The organism is Aggregatibacter valvarum, from assembly GCF_980468985.1.
In genome coordinates, this window is sequence record NZ_OZ413141.1 from 1,453,237 (window position 1) to 1,477,307 (window position 24,071).

Annotated in this window: 22 protein-coding genes and 1 other RNA gene; 13 read left to right on the forward strand and 10 right to left on the reverse strand. The window is 44.6% G+C overall.

The features are described from left to right. Positions 1 to 36: 36 nt before the first annotated feature. Together pgeF and rluD are read right to left on the reverse strand one after the other, a co-directional pair. Positions 37 to 774, reverse strand: a complete 738-nt coding sequence (gene pgeF, locus AC30SF_RS06805) for a peptidoglycan editing factor PgeF (RefSeq protein ID WP_489607973.1) — start codon at positions 772 to 774, stop codon at positions 37 to 39. 1 nt (position 775) lies between these two features. Further along, positions 776 to 1,750, reverse strand: a complete 975-nt coding sequence (gene rluD, locus AC30SF_RS06810) for a 23S rRNA pseudouridine(1911/1915/1917) synthase RluD (protein ID WP_489607974.1) — start codon at positions 1,748 to 1,750, stop codon at positions 776 to 778. Between the two features lie 106 nt (positions 1,751 to 1,856). Here rluD and AC30SF_RS06815 point away from each other — a divergent pair, with 106 nt between their 5' ends. After that, complete coding sequence (locus tag AC30SF_RS06815) at positions 1,857 to 2,645, forward strand: outer membrane protein assembly factor BamD (RefSeq protein WP_489607975.1); 789 nt, start codon at positions 1,857 to 1,859, stop codon at positions 2,643 to 2,645. A 35-nt stretch (positions 2,646 to 2,680) separates the two neighbouring features. On the opposite strand, the gene AC30SF_RS06820 is transcribed toward AC30SF_RS06815, so the two are convergent. From AC30SF_RS06820 to AC30SF_RS06830, 3 genes are all read right to left on the reverse strand, one after another. Continuing rightward, the gene (locus AC30SF_RS06820) at positions 2,681 to 3,274 is read right to left on the reverse strand and encodes a 5-formyltetrahydrofolate cyclo-ligase (RefSeq protein WP_314402195.1); all 594 of its coding nucleotides are present in this window, start codon (positions 3,272 to 3,274) and stop codon (positions 2,681 to 2,683) included. A 15-nt stretch (positions 3,275 to 3,289) separates the two neighbouring features. Further along, positions 3,290 to 3,473, reverse strand: a non-coding RNA gene (gene ssrS, locus AC30SF_RS06825) — 6S RNA. A gap of 89 nt (positions 3,474 to 3,562) precedes the next feature. After that, positions 3,563 to 3,871, reverse strand: coding sequence for a cell division protein ZapA (locus AC30SF_RS06830; RefSeq protein WP_021616569.1), 309 nt, complete (start codon positions 3,869 to 3,871; stop codon positions 3,563 to 3,565). A gap of 130 nt (positions 3,872 to 4,001) precedes the next feature. Here AC30SF_RS06830 and AC30SF_RS06835 point away from each other — a divergent pair, with 130 nt between their 5' ends. Genes AC30SF_RS06835 through AC30SF_RS06850 form a run of 4 tightly spaced genes read left to right on the forward strand, consistent with a single transcriptional unit; the run spans position 4,002 to position 7,285 of the window. Continuing rightward, positions 4,002 to 4,550 carry a YecA/YgfB family protein gene (locus AC30SF_RS06835; RefSeq protein WP_489607976.1) on the forward strand — a complete coding sequence of 183 codons (549 nt, stop codon included), beginning with the start codon at positions 4,002 to 4,004 and terminating at the stop codon, positions 4,548 to 4,550. A gap of 12 nt (positions 4,551 to 4,562) precedes the next feature. Continuing rightward, positions 4,563 to 5,879 (forward strand): Xaa-Pro aminopeptidase, encoded by a 1,317-nt coding sequence (pepP, locus tag AC30SF_RS06840; protein ID WP_489607977.1) that lies wholly within the window; start codon positions 4,563 to 4,565, stop codon positions 5,877 to 5,879. A 9-nt stretch (positions 5,880 to 5,888) separates the two neighbouring features. Then, positions 5,889 to 6,227: a nitrogen regulatory protein P-II gene (gene glnB, locus AC30SF_RS06845; protein ID WP_021616566.1), complete on the forward strand. Its 339-nt coding sequence runs from the start codon at positions 5,889 to 5,891 to the stop codon at positions 6,225 to 6,227. Positions 6,228 to 6,229: 2 nt separating this feature from the next. Further along, a complete protein-coding gene (locus AC30SF_RS06850; RefSeq protein WP_489607978.1) occupies positions 6,230 to 7,285 on the forward strand; it encodes an AI-2E family transporter in 1,056 nt (351 codons plus the stop codon). A gap of 29 nt (positions 7,286 to 7,314) precedes the next feature. Here AC30SF_RS06850 and mfd read toward each other — a convergent pair whose 3' ends face one another. After that, the gene (gene mfd, locus AC30SF_RS06855) at positions 7,315 to 10,758 is read right to left on the reverse strand and encodes a transcription-repair coupling factor (RefSeq protein WP_489607979.1); all 3,444 of its coding nucleotides are present in this window, start codon (positions 10,756 to 10,758) and stop codon (positions 7,315 to 7,317) included. A gap of 204 nt (positions 10,759 to 10,962) precedes the next feature. On the opposite strand from mfd, the gene AC30SF_RS06860 reads away from it, so the two are divergent. Beyond that, a complete protein-coding gene (locus AC30SF_RS06860) occupies positions 10,963 to 11,193 on the forward strand; it encodes a zinc ribbon domain-containing protein (RefSeq protein WP_311461286.1) in 231 nt (76 codons plus the stop codon). Between the two features lie 66 nt (positions 11,194 to 11,259). Here the strand turns inward: AC30SF_RS06860 and dusA are convergent, their stop codons facing one another. Both dusA and AC30SF_RS06870 read right to left on the reverse strand, forming a co-directional pair. After that, positions 11,260 to 12,243 carry a tRNA dihydrouridine(20/20a) synthase DusA gene (dusA, locus tag AC30SF_RS06865; protein WP_489607980.1) on the reverse strand — a complete coding sequence of 328 codons (984 nt, stop codon included), beginning with the start codon at positions 12,241 to 12,243 and terminating at the stop codon, positions 11,260 to 11,262. 2 nt (positions 12,244 to 12,245) lie between these two features. After that, a complete protein-coding gene (locus AC30SF_RS06870) occupies positions 12,246 to 13,634 on the reverse strand; it encodes a chloride channel protein (protein WP_489607981.1) in 1,389 nt (462 codons plus the stop codon). A 261-nt stretch (positions 13,635 to 13,895) separates the two neighbouring features. Here AC30SF_RS06870 and AC30SF_RS06875 point away from each other — a divergent pair, with 261 nt between their 5' ends. From AC30SF_RS06875 to AC30SF_RS06890, 4 genes are all read left to right on the forward strand, one after another. After that, a complete protein-coding gene (locus tag AC30SF_RS06875; RefSeq protein ID WP_314116923.1) occupies positions 13,896 to 14,900 on the forward strand; it encodes an ornithine carbamoyltransferase in 1,005 nt (334 codons plus the stop codon). A gap of 10 nt (positions 14,901 to 14,910) precedes the next feature. Next, entirely contained in the window at positions 14,911 to 15,843 is a 933-nt protein-coding gene (arcC, locus tag AC30SF_RS06880) for a carbamate kinase (protein WP_021616559.1), read from the forward strand. A gap of 109 nt (positions 15,844 to 15,952) precedes the next feature. Beyond that, positions 15,953 to 17,482, forward strand: coding sequence for a YfcC family protein (locus AC30SF_RS06885; protein WP_489606846.1), 1,530 nt, complete (start codon positions 15,953 to 15,955; stop codon positions 17,480 to 17,482). 95 nt (positions 17,483 to 17,577) lie between these two features. After that, on the forward strand, positions 17,578 to 18,045 hold the full coding sequence (locus AC30SF_RS06890; RefSeq protein ID WP_295974040.1) for an Lrp/AsnC family transcriptional regulator: 468 nt from the start codon (positions 17,578 to 17,580) through the stop codon (positions 18,043 to 18,045). A 79-nt stretch (positions 18,046 to 18,124) separates the two neighbouring features. Here the strand turns inward: AC30SF_RS06890 and lysS are convergent, their stop codons facing one another. Continuing rightward, positions 18,125 to 19,633 carry a lysine--tRNA ligase gene (gene lysS, locus AC30SF_RS06895; RefSeq protein ID WP_489607982.1) on the reverse strand — a complete coding sequence of 503 codons (1,509 nt, stop codon included), beginning with the start codon at positions 19,631 to 19,633 and terminating at the stop codon, positions 18,125 to 18,127. A gap of 49 nt (positions 19,634 to 19,682) precedes the next feature. Then, positions 19,683 to 20,781, reverse strand: a protein-coding gene (gene prfB, locus AC30SF_RS06900) for a peptide chain release factor 2 (protein ID WP_442542017.1) whose coding sequence is annotated in 2 segments (ribosomal slippage) — positions 19,683 to 20,705 and positions 20,707 to 20,781 — 1,098 coding nt in all. Because the reading frame shifts where the segments join, the coding sequence is not laid out codon by codon here. A 175-nt stretch (positions 20,782 to 20,956) separates the two neighbouring features. Between prfB and dsbC the strand changes: the two genes are divergently transcribed. From dsbC to AC30SF_RS06915, 3 genes are read left to right on the forward strand one after another with little or no spacing between them, the layout of a single operon-like run. Further along, positions 20,957 to 21,640 carry a bifunctional protein-disulfide isomerase/oxidoreductase DsbC gene (dsbC, locus tag AC30SF_RS06905; protein ID WP_489607983.1) on the forward strand — a complete coding sequence of 228 codons (684 nt, stop codon included), beginning with the start codon at positions 20,957 to 20,959 and terminating at the stop codon, positions 21,638 to 21,640. Positions 21,641 to 21,653: 13 nt separating this feature from the next. After that, positions 21,654 to 23,387 (forward strand): single-stranded-DNA-specific exonuclease RecJ, encoded by a 1,734-nt coding sequence (gene recJ, locus AC30SF_RS06910; RefSeq protein ID WP_489607984.1) that lies wholly within the window; start codon positions 21,654 to 21,656, stop codon positions 23,385 to 23,387. A 7-nt stretch (positions 23,388 to 23,394) separates the two neighbouring features. Beyond that, positions 23,395 to 24,054: a thiol:disulfide interchange protein DsbA/DsbL gene (locus AC30SF_RS06915; RefSeq protein WP_489607985.1), complete on the forward strand. Its 660-nt coding sequence runs from the start codon at positions 23,395 to 23,397 to the stop codon at positions 24,052 to 24,054. Positions 24,055 to 24,071 lie beyond the last annotated feature (17 nt).

Here is a 24,071-nt window from a genome sequence, read left to right on the forward strand (position 1 = left end):
TAACCGCATTTTTTATGACACAGATGAGAAATCAAATTATCCGTTCATCCACACAACCGATGCCATTCTTCCCGTAACATGATCTCGGCGATAAGAAAAGAATTTGTCTGCTTCAAGATAAGTACAGTGTTCGCCACCGCTGATTTGGGTGATGCCAAGAGCGTTGAGACGTTGCGTAGCGATTTGGTAAAGGTTGCCGAGGAATTTGTCTTTCGCTTTCGGATCTGCGATAAAGGCGGATGTGGCTGTAGGATCTTGGGCAACAAATTGATCGATAACCTCTTGACCTACTTGGAAAGCCATTGGACCAATAGCCGGTCCGAACCAAGCTAAAATGTCTTCAGGCGGACAGTGAAATTTGGTGACGGTTTGTTCTAATACGCCATCGCATAATCCACGCCAACCGGCATGGGCTGCGGCTACTTCCGTGCCCTGTTTATTGGTAAATAACACGGGCAAACAATCGGCAGTCATCACTAAACACACTTGATTCGGTTGGTTGGTATAAACCGCATCGGCGTTGAAATCTTCCCCGTCATAAGGCAGGGTTAATACGCGCGTGCTATGAGTTTGATTTAGGAACAACGGCATTTGTGGCAAATGGAATTTCTCCACCAATAAAGTGCGGTTAATTTTTACAGCGTTTTTATCGTCCCCGACATGATCACCCAAATTAAAACTGTCATAAGGAGCAAGGCTCACACCGCCATGGCGAAGCGTGGTGAACGCCCTCACGTTTTGAGGGACGTTCCAGTTCGGTTTAATGGCTTGCATATTAATAATCCAATTCGTCTTTGTGTAACATGTAATCCGCTTTTAAAGCACTCACTAATTCTACAAAATCGTCCGGCAACGGTGCGTACCATTCCATCATTTCACCGCTAATCGGGTGTTGTAAACGTAACATCACCGCATGTAATGCCTGACGCTTAAAATTGCGTAGCACCTCCATGAGTTCTTCACTGGCATTTTTAGGCGGGCGCGGACGACCTCCATAGGTTTGATCGCCTAATAACGGGTGGGCGATATGTGCCATATGCACACGGATTTGGTGGGTTCTGCCGGTTTCTAAACGTAAACGCAAGCGCGTGTAATCGCGGAAACGTTCCATAATGCGATAGTGGGTAACGGCGGGTTTGCCCATCGGATGCACAGCCATATGAGTACGTTTGGTTGGGTGGCGCGCCATGGGCTCATCCACGGTGCCGCCTTTGGTCATGATGCCACAGGCAACAGCTTCATATTCGCGGGTGATTTTGCGTTTTTGTAAATCTCGCACCAGCTGCGTTTGCGCGGGAATGGTTTTGGCGACGACCATCAAGCCCGTGGTGTCTTTATCTAAACGATGTACAATGCCCGCGCGCGGCACTTCGGCAATTTGTGGGTAATGGTAAAGTAGCGCATTGAGAACGGTGCCTTTAGGATTGCCTGCACCGGGGTGAACCACAAGATCTTTGGGTTTGTTGATAACGAGAATGTCCTCGTCTTCATACACGATATTTAACGGAATGTTTTCCGGCTCAAAACGGGTTTCATCTTCAATTTCTACGGTAATCTCAATGTGTTCATCACCGTAAACTTTGGTACGCGGCACATTTTGCACGACACCGTTGACCAGCACCAAATTCTCCTCAATCCATGTTTTTAAACGGGAGCGAGAATAGTCGGGGAACAATTCCGCCAAGGTTTGGTCTAAGCGCTGCCCCATTTGTTGCGGTTGCACGGTTGCCGAGAGAGTAATTTGTGCCATAAATAAAAAATCCGTTAATCAAGTTTGCTTATTTAGCAATGTTCTATACAATATCGGGCAATTGTAACTCATTTCTCATTTTTCGTAAAAATAAGGATTCTATTTAATGCGTAAACTTAAATCCCTTGCACTTTTGGCTTTTGTTGCATTGGCGGTTACGGCGTGTTCCGGTTCTAAGCAAGATGTCGAGCAAGCACCGGAGCAAGAATTATACAGTACCGGGCAAACCTATTTGCAAAAAGGGGATTATAGTCAGGCAATCCGTTATTTAACGGCGGTGGATAATCGTTTTCCGGGCAGTTCGTATAGTGAACAGGTGCAACTGAATTTAATTTATGCCTACTATAAATCACAGGATTACACCGAAATGTTAGTCACCGTTGATCGCTTTATTCAACGTTTTCCGCATAGCGATCATTTAGATTACGCCTTATATATGGCAGGATTAGCCAATTCCGCTTTGGGGGATAACTTCTTCCAAGATTTCTTCGGCGTCGATCGCGCAACACGTGAGAATACCTCGATTAAAACGGCTTTTGCCAATTTCCAAAATTTGGTGCAACATTTCCCGAATAGCCCTTATGCACCGGATGCCTTGGCGCGTATGGCCTATATTAAAGCGAGCCTTGCACGCCATGAGTTAGCGATCGCGAAGTTTTATTTTAAACGCGATGCCTATGTGGCAACGGCCAACCGTGTCGTGTCTATGTTGAAGTTGTATCCGGACACTCAAGCCACGTTAGAGGCGCTGCCATTAATGAAAGAATCTTATGAAAGAATGAATTTAAAACAATTAGCGGCTCAAACAGCGAAAATTATTGCCGCCAACGAAGGCAAAAAATTTGCCGAACCGGAAAAGCCAAAAGCGCCTGAATTGAAAGCACCACAAAAATAAACAAAAAACCTCCGAATTATCGGAGGTTTTGTTTTTTACCCGACCAAAATACGTTCCAACGGCATATCCCAGCTTTCAACGGGCAAGGTATCCACTTGCTGACACTGGTGCGCTAAACCAATCGGAATGAAATGTTTCTGTTGCCAATGTTGCAACGTGCGATCGTAAAATCCCCCACCCATGCCAAGGCGATTGCCCTGCTTATCAAACGCGACTAACGGCGTAAAAATCACGTCTAACTGCTCAAGCGGAATTACGTTTTGTACGTTTAAGTGCGGTTCAAAAATCCCAAATTTATTGGCTTTCATAGGCATATCAGGCAAATAACGCAAAAAGAGTAAATGCCCTTGGCAAAAGGGATGGAGCACCGGCAAATACACGTTTTTGCCCTGTTGCCATAACTGTTCAATAAGCGGTTGTGTCGCAATTTCGCCATCTACGGCAAGATATAAGGCAATATGCTGTGCTTGATGTTGTTCAATGAACGAAAGCGCTTGTTGAGTAATACGTTGAGCGGCTTGTTGTTGCTGAAGTGCGGTCAAATTCCGGCGCGTTTTTCGAATATGTTGGCGTAGTTGCTGACGAAATTGTTGATGTTGTTGTTGAATGGTTGAAAGGCGTGTTTGCATAAATGTCGTATCAGAAAGGAACCCGAGGTGCCGTTGTAGGTGATCAGTCCTTGAACCCTACGGTTCAAGGGAATTAGTTGAAATCATTTTTAGGCTTCTTAGTCAAGCTAAGCCTGCACACCAATGACAGGAAACCAATTCATAAGATTAAAAGTATCGGCTCAGGGACATAACCCACTGGCGAACACCTCAGGAAATTCTTTCATGTAATACTACTCGAAATTGCATTTTATGACTAGCAATAATTCATATCCTTACACTATTTTACATTGTAACCAAGGCAAAAAATTAGTTCATATTGAATTTTTGCGTAGAAAGATTATCCAGTGAATGATCGAGCGGTCGTAAGATTTTATTTTTCAAGACATCTTCAATTAAGTGCGTTTTCTGCTGCTCTTGCATCAGCTCGAAACTTAAATTTAATGCAACGATGGAAAGGACTTTTTCCACTTGCAAAATGCCGGTGCGTTCTTTCATTTCTGACACGCGTTGATCTAATTCACGGGCGGCATGGCGCAATGCGTCATGTTGTTCTTCCGGACAATTTAAGCGTAACAACTGCCCCAATACGGATAATTCAATACTTTTAGATGACATTTTTTGCCCCAAATTCGCTAATTAAAACTGTGCGCATTATGCCACAGGCGAAAAAACTTGCCAATTTCTAAACTGGTTACCTAAGGTGAAGAATGATAGACTAAGCACAATTTCAATAAGGATAATTTCAATGACCACAATTTCTTATCAACACCTAAATCAACAGCTCCAACACGCCTCTATTCCCCTTTCTGCCGCCGAATTACACGGTTTTTTGAGTGGCTTAATTTGCGGCGGCGTTCAAGATCAGAGCTGGCAGCCATTACTTTATCAATTTACCAATGATAATCACGCCTACCCTACCGCACTTTTAACGCAAATTACCAACATTTATCAACAAATTCGTCACCAATTAGCCGATAATGAAGCCTTTGACTTTGCGCTTTGTTTGCCCGATACGGAAAATATTTTTGAATATGCCGATGGTTTGGCAGAATGGTCGAACCACTTTTTGCTCGGTTTAGGTTTGGCTCAACCGCATTTGGATAAAGAAAAAGGCGACATTGGCGAAGCGGTGGACGATTTACACGATATTTGCCAGTTAGGTTACGAAGAAAACGATGATCCGGAAGAACTGGCGCAAGCGGTGGAAGAGATCGTGGAATATGTGCGCACCATTGCCACCTTGTTTTTTACCCATTTCACCAAACAAGAAGACAAACAGCCAACGTTACATTAATAAGGATACAATATGGATCTCGCATACATGGCAGCGTTACCGATGGAAGATTTTGCCCAACGCCGTGCCAAGGTTTTTGAACAAATGCAGGACGATTCCCTGTTTTTAGTCTTTTCCGATATTGAACGCCGCCGCAATGACGGCTGTGATTATCCTTTCCGTCAGGACAGCTATTTCTGGTATTTAACCGGTTTTAATGAGCCGAATTCGGCATTGTTATTGCGTAAACAGCAAGGTGAACAACAGGCGATCATTTTTGTTCGCCCGTCCGATAAATTACTGGAAATTTGGAACGGACGCCGTCTTGGCGTGGACAATGCGCCGCAAACGTTGTTGGTGGATACGGCGTATCCAATCGAAGAGTTTGTACCGCAGTTTAAACATTTAGCGCAAAAACAGACCGCACTTTATTATGCACCAAAGCAACAGCCTTGGGGTGATGCCTTGCTGGAACAAAGTGCGGTGGAATTTTTGAGTGTTTTTAATTGGAAGCCGATGCTCGGTGAAATGCGCCTGTTCAAATCGGAAAATGAAATTGCGCTCATGCAACAAGCGGGGCAAATCAGCGCGCTTGCCCACATTAAGGCCATGCAACAAACCCGCCCGAACCGTTTGGAATATGAGGTGGAAAGCGATATTCTGCATGAATTTAATCGCTTCGGTGCGCGTTATCCTGCCTATAACAGTATTATTGCCGGTGGTGAAAACGCCTGCATTTTACATTATTCAGAAAATGATATGCCGTTGCGCGACGGCGATTTGGTGCTTATTGATGCGGGCTGCGAATTTGCCATGTATGCCGGCGATATTACCCGCACTTTCCCGGTGAATGGTCAATTTAGCGAGGCGCAAAAAGCGATCTATGAGATTGTGCTACAAGCGCAAAAACGCGCCATTGAATTACTGGTACCGGGCAGTTCCATTGCGAAAGCGAACGAAGAGGTCATTCGTATTAAAACCGAAGGTTTAGTGCGTTTAGGCATTCTGAAAGGCAATGTAGATGAATTAATCGAACAAAAAGCCTATCGTGAATTTTATATGCATGGCTTAGGACATTGGCTCGGTTTGGATGTCCATGACGTGGGCGAATATGGTGAAAATCGCGACCGCACTTTAGAACCTGGTATGGCGCTGACCGTAGAACCGGGATTGTATTTATCTAAAGACGCCGATATTCCGGAACAATACAAAGGCATTGGCATTCGGATTGAAGATAATTTGTTGATTACCGAATACGGCAACAAAAATCTGACGTCTGCGGCACCGAAAGAAATTGCTGATATTGAAAAAGTAATGGCAGAAGCCAACGCCTGTTTTAAGCAAAATTAAGGAAAAAGAATGAAAAAAATTGAAGCGATTATTAAACCCTTTAAATTAGATGATGTGCGAGAAGCCTTGTCCGATCTTGGTATTACCGGAATGACGGTAACCGAAGTGCGTGGCTTTGGGCGTCAAAAAGGGCATACGGAACTTTATCGTGGCGCAGAATATATGGTGGACTTCCTGCCAAAAGTCAAAATGGAAATTGTGGTGCCCGATGACTTATTGGAGCCTTGTTTAGATGCCATTATAGAGACGGCACAAACAGGCAAAATCGGGGACGGCAAAATCTTTGTTTATGAAGTCGAGCGGGTTGTCCGCATTCGTACAGGCGAAGAAAATGAGGATGCAATTTAAACATGGCGCAGCATTCTTCTCTCGTCAAAGCACTGGTGGCCAGTGCATCAATTGTCATTGTTTTAGCCGGTATTAAAGCCGCCTCAGAAATTGTGGTGCCGTTTTTATTGGCATTGTTTATTGCGATTATCTGCTCACCTTTGCTGGCATTTTTGACCAAAAGAAAAGTGCCTTATTGGCTGGCGATTACCACCTTATTATTGTTGATTTTCGTGATCTTTTTCTTTCTTTTCGGGCTTATTAACAGCACGATCCAAGAATTTAGCCAATCTATTCCGCAATATCGACAATTATTGGCAGAACGCGTTAATGATGTTTTGACACTCACACAAAAATGGAAAATCCCGTTAGATATTTCGGAAAATAGCATTATGGAGAATTTCGACCCTAGTGCCATCATGAAATTCGTCCAACGTGTCTTTTTAAGCTTTTCCGGTGTGGTGACCAATATTTTTGTCTTATTGCTTGTGGTGATTTTCATGTTGTTGGAAGCCCCTCAGGCGAAGCATAAATTTGCTGTCGCATTTAGCGATAATCCCAATGATATCGGGCAGCAAGAGCATTATTTAGATCGCATTTTAAACGGCATCATGAGCTATCTCGCCGTCAAAACCATGATGAGCGTACTAACCGCCATTTGTGTTTGGGCGTTATTAGAAGTCGCCGGCGTACAGTATGCGATCTTATGGGCAACACTCAGTTTCTTATTGAACTATATTCCGAATATCGGTTCGATTATTGCTGCAGTGCCGATTGTCGTACAGGCATTGTTATTGAATGGTTTTATTATCGGCTTGGGCGTATTGGTCGCGATTGTCATCATCAACGTCGTTATCGGCAGTGTGCTGGAGCCACGTTTAATGGGGAAAAAACTGGGGCTTTCCACCTTGGTAGTTTTTTTATCCTTGCTGTTTTGGGGATGGTTATTAGGCACCGTAGGGATGTTGCTTTCCGTGCCGTTAACCATGGCGTTAAAAATCGCGTTAGAGGCCGGTTCCTCAACGGCGAAATACGCCCTCTTGCTTGGTGACGGTCATTCTCAACAAGCAAAACGCTAAAAATAAAGTCGCAGACGCGACTTTATTTTTTATCTTGCAACAATTTCCTTAACCAAATTCTCCACAAATTCCAACCGCACTTTGTAGTCCGTTAAATCTTTGGTAAAGCGGAATTTATGTGGACCGTCAAAACGATAAACCGCCGGATTGCGTTGGATTAACTGCAAAAAGATCATCGGGTCTAACTCAGTGTTCGGCGCAAATTCGATGAATCCGCCTTGCGCATTGGCATCCAATCTAATGACATTGAGCGGTTTTAAATCCAGCCGTAATTGCGCAATTTGCAACAGATTCCGCGTGGCTCCTGGCAAGGTGCCGAAACGGTCGATAAGCTCCACTTTTAATTCATCCAACGCGTCAGTATTTTCCGCACCGGCAATACGTTTATAGAAAGACAAACGCATATTCACATCGCCCAAATAATCCTCCGGCAACAACGATGGCATCCGTAAATCAATCTCAGTTTGTTGTTGGGTCAGTTCGTCCAATGACGGCTCACGCCCTTCTTTTAAGGCTTTCACCGCACGCTCCAACAATTCCATGTAAAGAGAAAAACCGATGCTTTCAATTTGTCCGCTTTGCTCGTTGCCCAGTAATTCCCCGGCACCGCGAATTTCCAAATCATGAGTAGCCAAAATAAAACCGGCACCGAGGTTGTCTAGGCTTTCCAAGGCTTCCAAGCGTTTTTGTGCATCCTTCGTCATTAGTTTCGGTGGTGGTGTGAGCAAATACGCATAGGCTTGATGGTGAGAACGCCCAACCCGTCCGCGCAGCTGATGCAACTGTGCCAGACCAAAATTGTCGGCACGTTCAATAATAATGGTATTGGCCGTCGGCACATCGATACCGGTTTCAATAATGGTAGAACACACCAGCACGTTATAACGTTGATGATAAAAATCCGACATCACGCGTTCCAGCTCACGTTCGCGCATTTGCCCATGTCCCACAATCACGCGCGCTTCCGGCACAAGTGCGGTCAGTTTTTCTGCCGTATTTTCAATGCTAGCCACGTCATTATGCAAATAATACACTTGTCCGCCACGCAAAATTTCACGCAAAATGGCTTCACGAATCACCAACTCATCCGTTTGACGCACAAACGTTTTAATGGTTAAACGGCGTGCCGGTGGCGTAGAAATAATGGAAAGATCGCGAATGCCATTCATCGCCATATTTAACGTACGTGGAATCGGCGTTGCCGTCAGGGTGAGAATATCAATGTTGGCACGCAATTGTTTCATTTTTTCTTTTTGGCGAACACCAAAACGGTGTTCTTCGTCAATAATCAACAAACCCAGATCATGGAATTGCACGTCGCCTTGAATAATTTTATGGGTGCCAATCAGAATATCCACTTTGCCTTCGGCTAAATCCTGAATCACCTGTTTCTGCTCTTTCGCCGTTTTAAAGCGGGACAACATTTCCACGTTCACCGGCAAGTTAGCAAAGCGGTCTTTGAAATTATCGAAATGTTGTTGTGCCAACAAGGTGGTCGGCACCAACACGGCAACCTGTTTGTGGTTCATCACCGCTAAAAAGGCGGCACGCATCGCCACTTCCGTTTTACCAAAACCCACGTCACCACACACCAAACGATCCATGGCTTTCGGTTGAGTCATGTCGGAAATCACGGCATTAATTGCCATAAGTTGATCATGGGTTTCTTCAAACGGGAACGTAGCAGTGAATTGTTGGAATTCCTCACGATCATATCGGAACGCAAAGCCTTTTTGTGCTTCACGTTGCGCATATACATCCAATAACTCCGCTGCCACATCACGAATTTTCTCCGCCGCTTTACTGCGCGCTTTGCCCCAGGCTTCGGAGCCCAACTTGTGCAACGGCGCGGTTTCATCGGAACCGCCCACATAACGGCTGATTAAATGTAACGATGCCACCGGCACGTACAATTTCGAGTCGTTGGCATAATTGAGCAACAAATATTCCGCTTTAATGCCGCCGTTTTCTAAACTCACTAAACCGCCGTAGCGCCCCACACCATGATCCAAATGCACGACCGGCTGACCGATTTGCAATTCGGCAAGGTTGCGAATCAAGGTATCAGGGTTCACCGTGCGGGATTTATCCCGCTGCCGTTGTTGCACGCGTTCGCCAAGCAATTCCGATTCACAAATAATGGCAAGCGGCACATCCTGCTCAATAATAAAACCATGCTCCAACGGGCTCACCATTAAAGCCAATTTTTCTTCCGTCGCTTGCGCCAAGGTATGAATCTGTTTTGGTTTCAGTTTTAGCGGAACAAGCAGGCTTAACAAGGTTTCACGGCGACCTTCCGTTTCCGCGATAAATAAAATATTACCTTTAAAATGCTCAATAAATTGGCGTAACTGATGTAACGGTTCTTTTTGTTGCGATTGAATGGTCACCGGCGGTAAGGGCGTAATGGCCAAATTTTTCTGCCGTGCGGACGACCGCACTTTTTCCGTTTTTAAGGCAATGGAAGGATAATTTTTTAACTGACGATTTACGTCATCAATGCGCAACCAAAGTTTATCGGGCGACAATAACGGACGCATCGGATCCACGCGGCGGCTCTCAAAACGTTGTTCTGCATCGGCGTAAAAACGCTCACCCTGCATTTGATTTTGCTCGCCGGTAATAAACAGCGTATTCGCCGGGAAATAATCAAATAAGGTCGCCATTTCTTCAAAGAACAAGGGCTGCCAATATTCAATCCCTGCCGCTAACGTGCCTTTGCTGATTTGTTGATAAATATGTTCCGGATCCCGTCGAATTTCACCAAACGTCGCGCGGAATTGGCTACGGAAAAATTCAATGCCTTGGCTATCCGTTGGAAATTCGTGAGCCGGCAATAAATTGATTTGATCGATTTCCTGCAACGTGCGTTGAGTATCTACATCAAAAGTGCGAATGGAATCAATTTCATCATCAAAAAAATCTAAGCGAAAAGGCACCGCACTTCCCATTGGGAAAAGATCCAACAAAGCACCGCGCACGGCATATTCGCCGTGTTCCAACACTTGCTCCACCGCGCGATAACCTGATTTTTCCAATTGCAAACGAAGTGTTTCAATGACAAAACGGTCGCCTTTGTTAATCAGTAACACCCGATGCTGTAAATAAGAGGGCGGGCAAACGCGTTGCATTAACGTGGCAATCGGCAAAATGAAAATGCCTTGTTTGCGTTGCTGTAAATGAAATAAAGCACTCAAGCGGGCAGAAATAATATCCTGATGAGGCGAAAAACTGTCGTAAGGCAAAGTTTCCCAATCGGGAAAAAAGGTGACATTAAGTGGGCTCAGTTGCGCTAATTCTTTTTCTAAACGCACCGCACTTCGGGTGTCGTTCGTCACCACGACGGTTAACCCGTTAAACTGCGCCGCAATTTCACTCACGGCAAGGCTATCCGCACCGGGCAGAATATTGGCTAAAATTTTATGATCTTGTGCTTGGGTTGGAATTTCGATGTGAAAAAATGGAGTTTGCATAAAACGACAATGTATTAAAAAAAATTGTCGCTAGTTTAGCTCAAACAGGGGGGATTTCCAATAAAAGTCTGTATAAAAAAACAGTAATAATAAGATTGATATTGGCGTAATTTATTCATACCGCATTGAAAAGAGGTCATTCATCCCTCTTGTGTTTTTTACCATTATCGTTACATTACCAAAAAACAGATGTATTAAAGGTGAATTATGTTACAACGATGCCCCGAATGTCGTAAAAAAATCAGTGAGAGCGCAACACATTGCCCGAATTGTGGCTTTTCTTTTCAAGCAGAAGATTTGGAACGCTATAAAGCCATGTTGGAAAAACGCCGTTTGCACAATCAAGAAGTGAACCGCAAAAGCGCGCGATTGCAGTTGATTTGGTTGCTTATTTTTGCGTTGGTCATTGGTGTGGCGGCTTATTGGGTGAATTAACGTGGCAGCCTGCTTTATGCTTAAGTGCGGTGGGGTTGAAAAAAATTTCCCAATCCCACCGCACTTTTACGCTTCCACAAACCCTAATGCGGTTTCTACCACGTCGATACCGGCGCCTTCTTTGTAGGCGTTTTCGCTTAAATAACGACGCCATTGGCGTGCGCCTTTGCAGTGTTGGAAGGCGCCAAGCATGTGGCGCACGATATGATTGAGATAGACACCTTGGCTGAGTTGCTGTTCGATGTACGGAAACATGTTTTCCACCGCTTGGCGTGGGGTGATAATCGGCGCATTTGCGTCAAACAATGCGTGATCGATATGACCGAGCAACGCGGGATTTTGATAGGCTTCGCGTCCCACCATGACACCATCCACATACTTCAAGTGCTGTTGCATTTCTTCAAGGGTTTTAATGCCACCGTTAATGCTGATGAGCAAATGTGGGAAATCCTGTTTTAGTTGATACACACGTTCGTAATTCAGCGGAGGAATTTCACGATTTTGTTTCGGGCTTAAACCGGATAACCACGCTTTACGGGCATGCACGATAAATTCCTGACAGCCGGCTTGATGCACTTTTTGGATGAAATTACACAGGAAATCATAGCTGTCAAAATCATCAATGCCGATGCGGGTTTTTACGGTAACGGGAATGTGCACCGCACTTTGCATTTGTTGTACGCACTCTGCAACCAGTTCCGCTTTTGCCATTAAGCAAGCACCGAACATACCGTTTTGTACACGATCGGATGGGCAACCTACGTTCAAATTGATTTCTTGGTAGCCGCGCTGTTGCGCTAATTGAGCGCAATGTTGAAGTTGTTTCGGATCGCTGCCGCCCAGTTGCAACGCCACCGGGTTTTCTGCCGCATCAAAATCAAGGTGATCGTATTTGGCATGAATGATGGCTTGGGTGGTCACCATTTCCGTATAAAGCAAGGCGTGACGGGAAAATTGGCGGTGGAAATAACGGCAATGGCGCGTTGTCCAATCCAGCATGGGCGCAACGGCAAAGCGGCCACGGTAAAAGTGCGGTTGATTTTGGGACATTTTTATGGGTTTTCCTTCATGTCTTTTTGCGTTTCTTCTTTTATCCGCTGGCGGAAACGCCCTGCCGCCATGTGATAAAACGGCTTCGGATTAAATTGGCGTGAAATAATGGAGGAAATCAGACAGCAAATCAATAGCCAAATCAATACGGGTTGGCAGCCGGTCATTTCCATCACGATAACGCTAGCGGTGACCGGTGATTGGGTCGCACCTGCAAGAAATGCTGCCATACATAACAACACCAGCAAGCGCTGATCGACTGAACCGTCAGTAAAGGCAGCCACTTGCACGCCAAGCCCTGCCCCGATGGTAAGTGATGGGGTGAAAATTCCACCGGCAATGCCCGTCCAATATGTGCCTACTGTGGCGAACAGTTTCATGATGCCAATGTCGCTTTGTACCGCTTGGCCATCGAGTGCTTGGGTGACGACTTGGTAACCTGTGCCGTAAGTTTGGCCGTTGGTGTAAACGCCAAGTGCGGTCAATATTAATCCTAAAATAATGGCGGTGAAAATAGGGTGCTTGCGTATCCAATGGCGACAGAAAGGGAAGGTTCCGGCTGCGCCTTTGATTAACAAACGGCCGAAAATTCCGCCGCTGATACCACTTACCGCACCACAAACTAAAACCCATAAACATAAATAAGGCATATCGGTGACACCTTGATATGTTGGGAAATAGGGGTTGTTGCCTTCAATCGCCACCAAAATAAAACCGGCAGCGAGTACGCCTAACAATACGCGTCGTTCCCAGCGCAATAGCACACCACGTCCCAATTCCTCTATGGCAAAAATAACGCCGGCTAAAGGCGCATTAAATGCAGCGGCGAGACCACCGGCTGCACCGGTTGCCATTAGTTCATTCGCACTCAATCCATTAAATGCCACACCGTATTTTCGGCATAAGTTACCCCACCATAACATCACGGCTGCACCGACTTGTACGGACGGCCCTTCCCGTCCTACGGAGGCGCCGATAAGCATCGCTAAAAACGTGAGTGGAATTTTCCACAGAGTTTGTCCAAAGGCGACTAAACGGTTTTTATTGGCTTGATGGGGCAGGCTAAGGGAGGCAATCACTTGTGGGATCCCACTGCCACCGACATAAGGTGTGTATTTGGCGACGAACCAGGTTAATAACGCCAAACCGCCGGGCAAAATAAACCAGACAGCAAGGGGATATTGTTGTGTCCAATGGGCGTTCCATTCCAAGCCCAAATCCGCAAGTTTGGCAAACCCAAGGGAAAATAACGAAACCAAGCTGGCGCCGATCAGTAAACAGGTAAATTCAACGCTTTTATGGGAGATTCGATAGGTTTGACGTAATTTCTTGTGTAAAACATACCGCACTTTAATGGCGTTATGACGTAAAAAAAGAAGCACAGTGTTCATGATGAGATTAATGTTGGGTGATAAGGTTAAAATTTTTTCATATAGAAAATTTTTTGTTCGAATTTTATACCAATAAAAAGCCCTTTGTTAGAAATTTGTTCAAAATCTTTACATTACGAGCGGAAATTCAGCACGATATTTACTTACCTTTCTTTTAAAATAAAGACGTTCGCAAGGAAGTAAGTTGTATGTCGAATAAATCGTTTGTGAATAGCTTGGCTATTCGGATGAAGTCAATAAACAAAAATCAAGGAGATTATTATGGCTTTCAATCTTAAAAACAGACACTTATTAAGTCTTGTTAATCACTCAGAACGTGAAATCAAATATTTATTAGATTTATCCCGAGACTTAAAAAGAGCAAAATATGCCGGTACTGAACAACAAAAATTAAAAGGCAAAAATATTGCGCTAATTTTTGAAAAAACCTCCACCCGTACCCGTTGCGCTTTCGAAGTTGCGGCTTATGACCAAGGCGCCCAAGTCACTTACATCGATCCAAACTCCTCTCAAATTGGCCACAAAGAAAGTATGAAAGACACTGCCCGCGTATTAGGCAGAATGTATGACGCCATTGAATATCGTGGTTTCAAACAAGAAATTGTGGATGAATTAGCAGAATATGCCGGTGTGCCGGTATTCAACGGTTTAACTGACGAATTCCACCCAACACAAATGTTGGCAGATGTGTTAACCATGATTGAAAATTGCGACAAACCATTAAGTGAAATCAAATATGTTTACATCGGTGATGCGCGCAACAATATGGGGAATTCCTTATTATTAATCGGCGCTAAATTGGGTATGGATGTACGTATTTGCGGACCAAAAGCCCTATTACCGGATCCAGAGCTAGTGGAAATGTGCGAAGGTTTTGCTAAACAAAGTGGCGCACGCATTACCGTCACTGATGATATTGATAAAGCCGTGAAAGGCGTTGATTTTGTACATACTGACGTGTGGGTTTCCATGGGTGAACCATTAGAAACCTGGGGCGAACGCATCAAATTATTATTACCGTATCAAGTTACTCCTGAATTGATGAAACGCACCGGCAATCCGCGTGTGAAATTCATGCACTGCTTACCGGCATTCCACAACAGCGAAACCAAAGTGGGTCGCCAAATTGCAGAAAAATATCCTGAATTAGCAAACGGTATTGAAGTCACCGAAGATGTTTTTGAATCACCAATGAATGTGGCATTCGAACAAGCAGAAAACCGTATGCACACTATTAAAGCCGTCCTTTATTCCAGCTTAATTTAAGAGGTGGCGTATGAGAATTGTTATTGCCTTGGGCGGAAATGCCCTATTGCGCCGCGGCGAGCCGCTCACCGCGGAAAATCAGCGATTAAACGTACGTATCGCTTGTGAACAAATTGCGAAGATTTATCCGAACAATGAATTAGTTATTGCACACGGCAATGGTCCGCAAGTGGGTTTATTGGCGCTGCAAGGGGCGGCTTATAAAGAAGTGCCGACCTATCCATTAGATGTGTTAGGCGCAGAATCCGTAGGCATGATTGGTTATATGATTCAACAAGAATTAGGAAATCTCGTGCCGTTTGAAGTGCCGTTCGCCACATTACTTTCACAAGTGGAAGTGGATATTAACGACCCGGCCTTTAAAAATCCGACCAAACCCATCGGTCCGGTCTATTCCAAAGAAGAGGCGGAACGTTTGGCGAAAGAGAAAAACTGGAGCATTGCACAAGACGGTGATAAATACCGCCGCGTGGTGCCAAGTCCGTTGCCAAAACGCATTTTTGAAATCAAACCGGTGAAATGGTTGTTAGAAAAAGGCAGCATCGTGATTTGTGCCGGGGGCGGTGGCATTCCGACTTATTACGATGAGCAACACAATCTACGCGGTGTAGAAGCCGTTATCGATAAAGATTTGTGTTCAGCTCTATTAGCCGAAAATTTGGACGCCGATTTATTCATCATTGCAACAGATGTGTCTGCCACCTTTGTGGATTGGGGCAAACCAACGCAAAAAGCTATCGCACTAGCACCACCGGATGAAATTGAAAAAATGGGCTTTGCTGCCGGTTCTATGGGACCGAAAGTACAGGCTGCCGTGAATTTCGCACGCAATACCGGCAAAGACGCCGTCATCGGTTCACTTTCTGACATCGTCGATATCGTGAAAGGCAAAGCCGGTACACGCATCACGAATAATGCGAAAGCCATTTCCTATTATTCATAATAATCAAAGTGCTTTGAGTATTTTAGCTGTTCAAAGGAGAAAGTGCGGTCGGCATAATGAATAAAAATAATTATGCCGATCCGCCGCTGTCATTGACAAGGAGTCTGCTATGGAAGCGTCTAATAAAAAAAAGGTCTTTAATTTCCCATCCGCGTTCACGATTTTATTCTTTATTTTAATTCTCGCCGTGGGATTGACCTGGGTTATTCCCTCCGGTTCCTATTCTAAGTTGACCTATAATACGACCGACAAGGTCTTTGTGGTTAAAACCTATGGGGAACAAGATAAAACCTACCCTGCAACGGAAGAAACCCTCAATAATCTTAATATTAAAATTAAACTGTCCAATTTCACCGAAGGGGTGATCAAAAAACCGATTGCCATTCCGGGCACCTATCAACGGATCACACAACATTATAAAGGCATCAAAGATATTCCTATCAGCATGGTGGAAGGGACGATTGAAGCAGTAGATGTCATGGTCTTTATCTTTGTACTGGGCGGTATGATCGGTGTGATTAACAGAACGGGATCATTTAACGCAGGGCTCATGGCGTTGGCACGGCGCACGAAAGGCAATGAATTTATGATTGTATTCAGTGTTTCCGTGTTGATGGTGTTAGGCGGTACCACTTGTGGTATCGAAGAAGAAGCCGTGGCGTTTTACCCGATTTTGGTGCCGGTATTTTTAGCGCTGGGCTATGATGCCATCGTCTGTGTTGGGGCAATTTTTTTAGCCTCCTCCATGGGTACGGCGTTTTCTACAATTAACCCATTCTCTGTGGTTATCGCGTCTAATGCAGCCGGTATTCAATTTACAGAAGGCATTGGTTTCCGTGCGCTAGGTCTTGTATTAGGAGCAACTTGCGTCATTGCTTACTTATATTGGTATGGTAAGAAAGTCAAAGCAGATCCGAGTTTTTCCTATACTTATGAAGATAGAGAAGAGTTTTATCATCGTTATATGAAAAACTTTGATCCGAATACCGTACTGGAATTTACCTTAAGAAGAAAACTCATTTTAATCCTCTTCTGTATTGCTTTCCCAATGATGATTTGGGGGGTTATGGCAGGCGGTTGGTGGTTCCCTCAAATGGCGGCGTCCTTCTTATCCATCACCATTATCATCATGTTTATCAGTGGGTTAAAAGAAAAAGAAATTGTGGAATCCTTTACCGAAGGGGCTTCCGAATTGGTGGGTGTCTCCTTGATTATCGGTTTGGCGCGTGGTGTAAACTTAGTGCTTGAACAAGGTATGATTTCCGACACCATTTTGGATTACATGTCTAACCTAGTAAGCGGTATGCCGGGTAGCGTCTTTATCCTCGGTCAATTAGTGGTCTTCATTTTCTTAGGTCTTATCGTGCCATCTTCTTCCGGTTTGGCCGTGCTTTCCATGCCAATTATGGCACCGCTTGCCGACGCCGTGGGAATTCCGCGTGATATCGTGGTTTCTGCCTATAACTGGGGTCAATACGCCATGTTATTCTTGGCACCGACCGGTTTGGTATTGGTAACATTACAAATGTTACACATTCCATTCAATAAATGGGTGAAATTTGTGATGCCGATGATTGGTTGCTTATTGGTCATCGGGGCAATCTTACTGGTTGTTCAAGTTTCCTTGTATAGCGTTTAAAAGTAAATTTCATAAAGGCCACCTATGTCACAGTTTTTCATAGGTGGCCTTGTTATAATGCGCTCGCTGTTTCTTTTCTAAAAAAGGATTTTTTTATGTTGAAGAAATTATTCGATAACATTGATACGCGCATTTTAAAAGCTTTACAACGCAACGGACGCTTACAAAATAATGAACTTGCCAATGAAATCGGGTTATCAAATTCAGCTTGTTTACGCCGAGTCAATCATCTTGAAGAAAATGGCGTAATTGATAGCTATGTGGCGTTATTAAACCCTAAGAAAGTCAATTGTCATTTAATCGTTTATGTTCAAGGCACTTTTTTTGAAGAAGATTCAGAACTCAAAGAGCGGTTCATTTTTGAGATAAAATTAATTCCGCAAGTTTTGGAATGCCACTTAATGGCAGGGAGTTACGATTTTTTACTCAAAATGTGCGTTGCCGATTTAGATCAATTCAATAGCATCAAAAATACCTATCTCACTAAAAATATTGGCATCAAAACCCTCAAATCTGAAGTCGCCTTAAAAACGGTAAAATCCACCACCGAGTTGCCATTATAAATATCAATTAATGCTCATAAAAAAACGGATTTCGATATCACACCGAAATCCGTTAATTTTTCCGTTTTACTTCATGTCATTATTTCTGACGCATTGCCGGAAATAAAATCACATCGCGGATGGATGGGGCGTTGGCGTAAAGCATGGCGAGACGGTCGATACCTAAGCCTTCGCCGGCTGTTGGTGGTAAACCGTGTTCAAGGGCGACAACGAAATCTTCGTCTTTAAACATCGCTTCGTCATCGCCGGCTTCTTTGGCCGCCACTTGCGCGTCAAAGCGTTCATTTTGATCTTCGGCATCGTTCAATTCGGAGAAACCGTTGCCGATTTCACGTCCGCCGATGAAGAGTTCAAAGCGATCGGTGACTTCCGGGTTTTCATCGTTACGACGTGCCAACGGTGAAATTTCCGCCGGGTGTGCCATTAAGAAAGTTGGTTGAATTAAATGATGCTCTGCCACTTCTTCAAAAATCGCGTTGACAATGCTGCCTAAGCCCCAAGATTTTTGGACTTCGATACCCAAGCGAGCGGCAACCGCTTTCGCGCGATCAATATCGTATAAATCTTCTTTGACGATACCTTTGTCTGCCCCGTATTTAATGGTGGCTTCGTGTAAGGTAATACGCTCGAATGGTTTGCCAAAGTCAAATTCGTACTCACCGTATTTCACGATGGTTGTTCCTAAAATGTCGATGGCAAGTTTGCGTAACAATTCTTCGGTGTTATCCATTAAATCGTGGTAGTCGGCATAGGCTTGGTAGTATTCAAGCATGGTAAATTCGGGATTGTGACGAACGGAAACGCCTTCGTTACGGAAGTTACGGTTTAATTCAAATACGCGCTCAAAACCGCCGACCACTAAGCGTTTTAAGTAAAGCTCAGGGGCAATACGCAAATACATATCTACGTCTAATGCGTTGTGGTGAGTCACGAAAGGACGTGCTGAAGCACCGCCCGGGATGACTTGTAACATCGGAGTTTCTACTTCCATAAATCCTTTGGAAATGAAGTAGTCACGAATGCCTGCAACCACTTTTGAACGAATGATAAAAGTGCGGCGGGATTCTTCGTTAGAAATTAAATCCAAGTAACGTTGACGGTAGCGCACTTCTTGGTCAGTTAAGCCATGGAATTTATCCGGTAACGGACGCAATGCTTTGGTCAGCAATTGTACATCGGTGGCTTTAACGGTGAGTTCGTTGGTTTTGGTTTTGAATAATGATCCTTTTACGCCCACGATATCGCCTAAATCCCAGTGACCGACATCATCGGCATACACGCCTTCAGGTAGATTGTCGCGTGCAACATAAAGCTGGATTTTGCCGCTCATATCTTGGATGGTGATAAACGTGGCTTTCCCCATGGCACGACGGGTCATGATACGACCGGCAACCGCCACTTCAATATGTTGTTCTTTTAATGCTTCGCCTTCTTCCGCATCATATTTATCATGCAAATCTTGAGCGAGTGCGTCACGACGGAATTGGTTTGGGAACGCATTACCTTTTGCGCGTAAGGCGGCTAATTTTTCACGACGGACTAACATTTCGCCGTTTAAATCTAATTCTTTCACTTCTTGTTCTGACATTTTGGTTTACCTTTAATTTTAAAAAACGTGTTTAAAAATGACCGCACTTTTAGAGTCCGGCCTTGAGACTGGCTTCGATAAACCGATCTAGATCACCGTCTAATACGGCTTGTGTATTGCGGTTTTCCACACCGGTACGTAAATCTTTAATACGGGAATCGTCTAACACATAAGAACGAATTTGGCTGCCCCAGCCGATGTCGGATTTGTTGTCTTCCATGGCTTGTTTGTCGGCATTTTTCTTTTGTAATTCCAACTCGTACAACTTCGCTTTAAGTTGTTTCATTGCCTGATCTTTGTTTTTGTGTTGGGAACGATCGTTCTGACATTGCACCACGATGCCGCTTGGCATGTGGGTGATTCGCACCGCACTTTCGGTTTTGTTCACGTGCTGACCGCCGGCGCCGGAGGCGCGATACACATCGATACGCAAATCAGCAGGATTGATTTCGATATCAATATCATCGTCAATTTCAGGATAGACGAAAGCCGCGCTGAATGAGGTATGACGACGGTTATTGGAGTCAAACGGGCTTTTGCGCACCAAACGGTGAATACCGGTTTCCGTGCGTAGCCAGCCGAAAGCATATTCGCCGCTAACACGAATGGTGGCTGATTTAACACCGGCCACATCGCCATCGGAGACTTCCATTAATTCAGTTTTAAATCCTTTGCTTTCCGCCCAGCGCAAATACATGCGAAGTAACATTTCTGTCCAGTCTTGCGCTTCGGTACCGCCGGAGCCGGCTTGTAAATCCACATAGCAATCACACGCATCGTGTTCACCACTGAACATGCGGCGAAATTCTAGTTTGGCGAGTTGTTGTTCCAGTTCGTCTAATTCGGCAACGGCTTCGTTGAAAGTGTCTTCGTCTTCCGCTTCTACGGCCAGTTCCAACAAGCCGTCCACATCTTCTAAGCCTTGCTCTAAATTTTTAATGGTGTTGACCACCTGTTCTAAAGAAACGCGCTCCTTGCCGAGTGCTTGCGCTTTCTCTGCGTCGTTCCATACATCAGGCTGTTCCAATTCGGCGTTGACTTCTTCTAAACGCTCGGTTTTGGCGTCGAAGTCAAAGATACCCCCGAAGCACTGAAGTGCGGTCGGTTAAATCGGTGATTTTATTTTTGATAGGATTGATTTCAAACATGATGATTAACTGTGTTTAAAGACTAAATTAAGTGCAGGATTATAAGGGATTTTCCATAGATTTGGTAGGGCGAAAGGGGATTCATCATGAAAATTGAATCGGGCTTTTGCATAAGCCGCCAATTACTTTTATAATTTGCACTTCTTTTCACTATTTCACAATTTAGGAACAAAAAATGAAAAAAATAATAACCGCACTTTCCCTTTTGGCAATGTCTGTCAGCGCTATGGCGGATGATGCTGCGCTAAAAAATAAGCTGGAAAAATTGGGGGTAAAAGACATTGAAATTCAATCCTCTCCGATTAAAGGATTACGCACTGTGATTAGTGATCAAGGTGTTTTTTATGCTGAAGAAGGCGGAGAGTATTTATTGCAAGGTAATATTTATAAGTTGAGCGATAAAGGCATTAGCAATATTTCCAACAATGTATTAATGGACAAATTGAATGCCTTAACAAGTGAAATGATTGTCTATCCGGCGAAAAATGAAAAACACGTTGTCACTGTTTTCATGGACATCACTTGCCATTACTGCCATTTATTGCATCAACAAATCAAAGAATATAACGATTTAGGCATTACCATTCGCTATCTTGCCTTCCCACGCGGTGGCACAGACAGCAAAACTGCCAGCCAAATGGAAGCGATGTTCACTGCGAAAGATCCGGCATTTGCGCTAAATGAAGCAGAAAACGGCAATTTACCAAAAGAATTGAAAACACCGAATATTGTCAAAAAACACTACAATCTTGGCATACAATTTGGCGTGAATGGTACTCCGACCATTGTTACCTCTAAAGGGGAAATTATCGGCGGTTATTTAAAACCACGCGAATTATTAGCCGAGTTAGAAGGCTAATCTAGGTTTCCTTGTGCAAAAACGTATCTTACGCCGCGATGTGCCGGCTGGCGATAAACTCTGTGACGATCCCTTGTTGGATCGTCTTTATCGTTCACGCCATATTAAAAGCGCCAACCAATTAGACCGCACTTTAAATGCCATGCACCATCCGAATCTCATGTCGGGCATGGATACCGCGGTAACCTTTCTTCTTGAAGCTTATCAAAAACAACAGAACATCGTCATTGTGGGCGATTTCGATGCCGATGGTGCAACCAGTACCGCATTGGCGGTGCTCGCGCTACGTCAACTAGGCTTTGCCAATGTTACCTATTTAGTGCCGAACCGTTTCGAGCAAGGTTACGGATTAAGTGTCGCTGTGGCGCAAGAGGCTTTGGCGTTAGGCGTTGAGTTGTTAATGACCGTGGATAATGGCGTTTCTTCCCATGAGGGGGTGGCATTTTTAAAGGCACAGGGTGTGAAAGTGATCGTCACCGATCACCACTTGCCACCGGAAACGTTGCCGAATGCCGATGCCATTGTGAATCCGAATTTGGCGCATTGCGGTTTTCCCTCCAAACATCTGGCGGGTGTGGGCGTTACTTTTTATCTTATGCTTGCCTTGCGGGCAAAATTCCGCGAACTTGGTCTATTTGATGCCAAAAATCAGCCGAATTTCACGGAATTGTTAGATTTGGTGGCGTTAGGCACGGTATCCGATGTGGTGCCATTGGATCAAAATAACCGCATTTTAGTCTATCAAGGCATTGCCCGTATTCGCGCCGAGCGTTGTCGATGCGGTATTCGTGCCTTGGCAGAAGTAGCGAAGCGGGATGTGACCCGTTTCGTGGCGGCGGATTTAGGGTTTTCCATTGGGCCACGTTTAAATGCAGCGGGACGGCTGGATAATATGTCCGTGGGCGTGGAGCTTTTGTTAGCCGAAAACATGGAAACGGCTCGCGCGTTGGCACTAGAGCTGGATGGATTAAATCAAGCGCGCAAAGAAATTGAGCAAGGCATGAAGTTAGAAGCTTTAACCATCTGCCAAAATTTGTTTGCAAATGCCACCGCACTTGAAACAGAAATCCCCTACGCTATCGTATTGTATCAAGCCGATTGGCACCAAGGTGTGCTAGGGATTCTCGCCTCACGGATTAAAGATCAATTCCATCGCCCGGTGATTGCATTTGCTCAAGATCAAGCAGGCATTTTGAAAGGGTCTGCGCGTTCCATCCCCGGGTTGCATATTCGCGATGTGCTGGAGCGGGTTTATTCACAGCATCCAGATTTGATCCTGAAATTTGGCGGACACGCCATGGCGGCAGGATTGAGTATTCAAGAAAGTCGCTTTGGCGATTTTCGTCAGATTTTTAATCAGACGGTCAGCGAATTATTGGCGGAAGATCAATTACAAGGCACGATTTGGACTGACGGCGAATTAAATGCAAACTTGTTAAACTTGGCGACGGCTGAAACTTTGCGGCAAGGCGGGCCTTGGGGGCAGGCATTCCCTGAACCGATGTTTGACGGCGAATTTAAAATTCTGCAACAACGCTTAGTGGGCGAAAAACATTTGAAAATGATGGTAGAGCCAAAGCTTGGCGGACCGTTGTTGGATGCTATCGCCTTTAACGTAGATACACGCTATTACCCTGATTTATCTGTAAAAACGGCAAGATTCGTCTATAAACTCGACATTAATGAGTTTCGTGGCAATCGCGATGTTCAGCTGTTGGTGGATTATATTGAACCCTTGGAAAGTTAGGCACATGATGTCAAGGCTTAGATTACTCATCGTTTTATTCTTTATCAGCGGATTTGCCGTTGCGCAAGAAAGCGTGTCTCATCTGCCTGCGGTAGATGAAGCCAGGCGCCTGTTTGAAGAAGGCAAAGACTATTTTTCTTACCAAGAACCGATCACGCTGCCGCCTCGAAAAGATCATCGCATTCCGATTCAATTCTTTTTTGATTACGATTGTCGTGTTTGCTCTTCTGCACAAGACATTCTTGAACTTTATAGTCAAATTAACCGCGATCGCGTGGTATTAACCGAATATCCGGTAGCAACCGCGAAAACGCGTTTTTCTGCAACGGTTTTTTATAGTTTGCAAGCGTTAAATGCCGATAACTTGTCTTCCGCCTTGCTGTTTGAAACCGCTGAAAAAAGCCAATATACGAAACTCTCTCAAATGGATAATCTATTGGCGTGGCTTGGGCGACAAGGCATTGAGCGCAACCGTTTTTTACAAACCTATACTTCGGAGCAGATTAAACAACAGGTAGATGAGGCAGTGCGTTTAACCGAAGATTACGGCGTGTTTACCTTTCCTTATGTCATTATTGACGGCAAATATGTGTTGACCGCGAGCACCTTATATAATGACGATTATGCCCTCGCGGTATTAGATTTTTTAATTAACAAAAAACAATAGCAAACTAGCAAAGGATA

Bases quoted from the DNA above. Each gene is read 5' to 3' on its own strand.
- pgeF (WP_489607973.1), bottom strand. From the start codon at position 774: ATGCAAGCCATTAAACCGAACTGGAACGTCCCTCAAAACGTGAGGGCG.
- rluD (WP_489607974.1), bottom strand. From the start codon at position 1,750: ATGGCACAAATTACTCTCTCGGCAACCGTGCAACCGCAACAAATGGGG.
- AC30SF_RS06815 (WP_489607975.1), top strand. From the start codon at position 1,857: ATGCGTAAACTTAAATCCCTTGCACTTTTGGCTTTTGTTGCATTGGCG.
- AC30SF_RS06820 (WP_314402195.1), bottom strand. From the start codon at position 3,274: ATGCAAACACGCCTTTCAACCATTCAACAACAACATCAACAATTTCGT.
- AC30SF_RS06830 (WP_021616569.1), bottom strand. From the start codon at position 3,871: ATGTCATCTAAAAGTATTGAATTATCCGTATTGGGGCAGTTGTTACGC.
- AC30SF_RS06835 (WP_489607976.1), top strand. From the start codon at position 4,002: ATGACCACAATTTCTTATCAACACCTAAATCAACAGCTCCAACACGCC.
- pepP (WP_489607977.1), top strand. From the start codon at position 4,563: ATGGATCTCGCATACATGGCAGCGTTACCGATGGAAGATTTTGCCCAA.
- glnB (WP_021616566.1), top strand. From the start codon at position 5,889: ATGAAAAAAATTGAAGCGATTATTAAACCCTTTAAATTAGATGATGTG.
- AC30SF_RS06850 (WP_489607978.1), top strand. From the start codon at position 6,230: ATGGCGCAGCATTCTTCTCTCGTCAAAGCACTGGTGGCCAGTGCATCA.
- mfd (WP_489607979.1), bottom strand. From the start codon at position 10,758: ATGCAAACTCCATTTTTTCACATCGAAATTCCAACCCAAGCACAAGAT.
- dusA (WP_489607980.1), bottom strand. From the start codon at position 12,243: ATGTCCCAAAATCAACCGCACTTTTACCGTGGCCGCTTTGCCGTTGCG.
- AC30SF_RS06870 (WP_489607981.1), bottom strand. From the start codon at position 13,634: ATGAACACTGTGCTTCTTTTTTTACGTCATAACGCCATTAAAGTGCGG.
- AC30SF_RS06875 (WP_314116923.1), top strand. From the start codon at position 13,896: ATGGCTTTCAATCTTAAAAACAGACACTTATTAAGTCTTGTTAATCAC.
- arcC (WP_021616559.1), top strand. From the start codon at position 14,911: ATGAGAATTGTTATTGCCTTGGGCGGAAATGCCCTATTGCGCCGCGGC.
- AC30SF_RS06885 (WP_489606846.1), top strand. From the start codon at position 15,953: ATGGAAGCGTCTAATAAAAAAAAGGTCTTTAATTTCCCATCCGCGTTC.
- AC30SF_RS06890 (WP_295974040.1), top strand. From the start codon at position 17,578: ATGTTGAAGAAATTATTCGATAACATTGATACGCGCATTTTAAAAGCT.
- lysS (WP_489607982.1), bottom strand. From the start codon at position 19,633: ATGTCAGAACAAGAAGTGAAAGAATTAGATTTAAACGGCGAAATGTTA.
- dsbC (WP_489607983.1), top strand. From the start codon at position 20,957: ATGAAAAAAATAATAACCGCACTTTCCCTTTTGGCAATGTCTGTCAGC.
- AC30SF_RS06915 (WP_489607985.1), top strand. From the start codon at position 23,395: ATGTCAAGGCTTAGATTACTCATCGTTTTATTCTTTATCAGCGGATTT.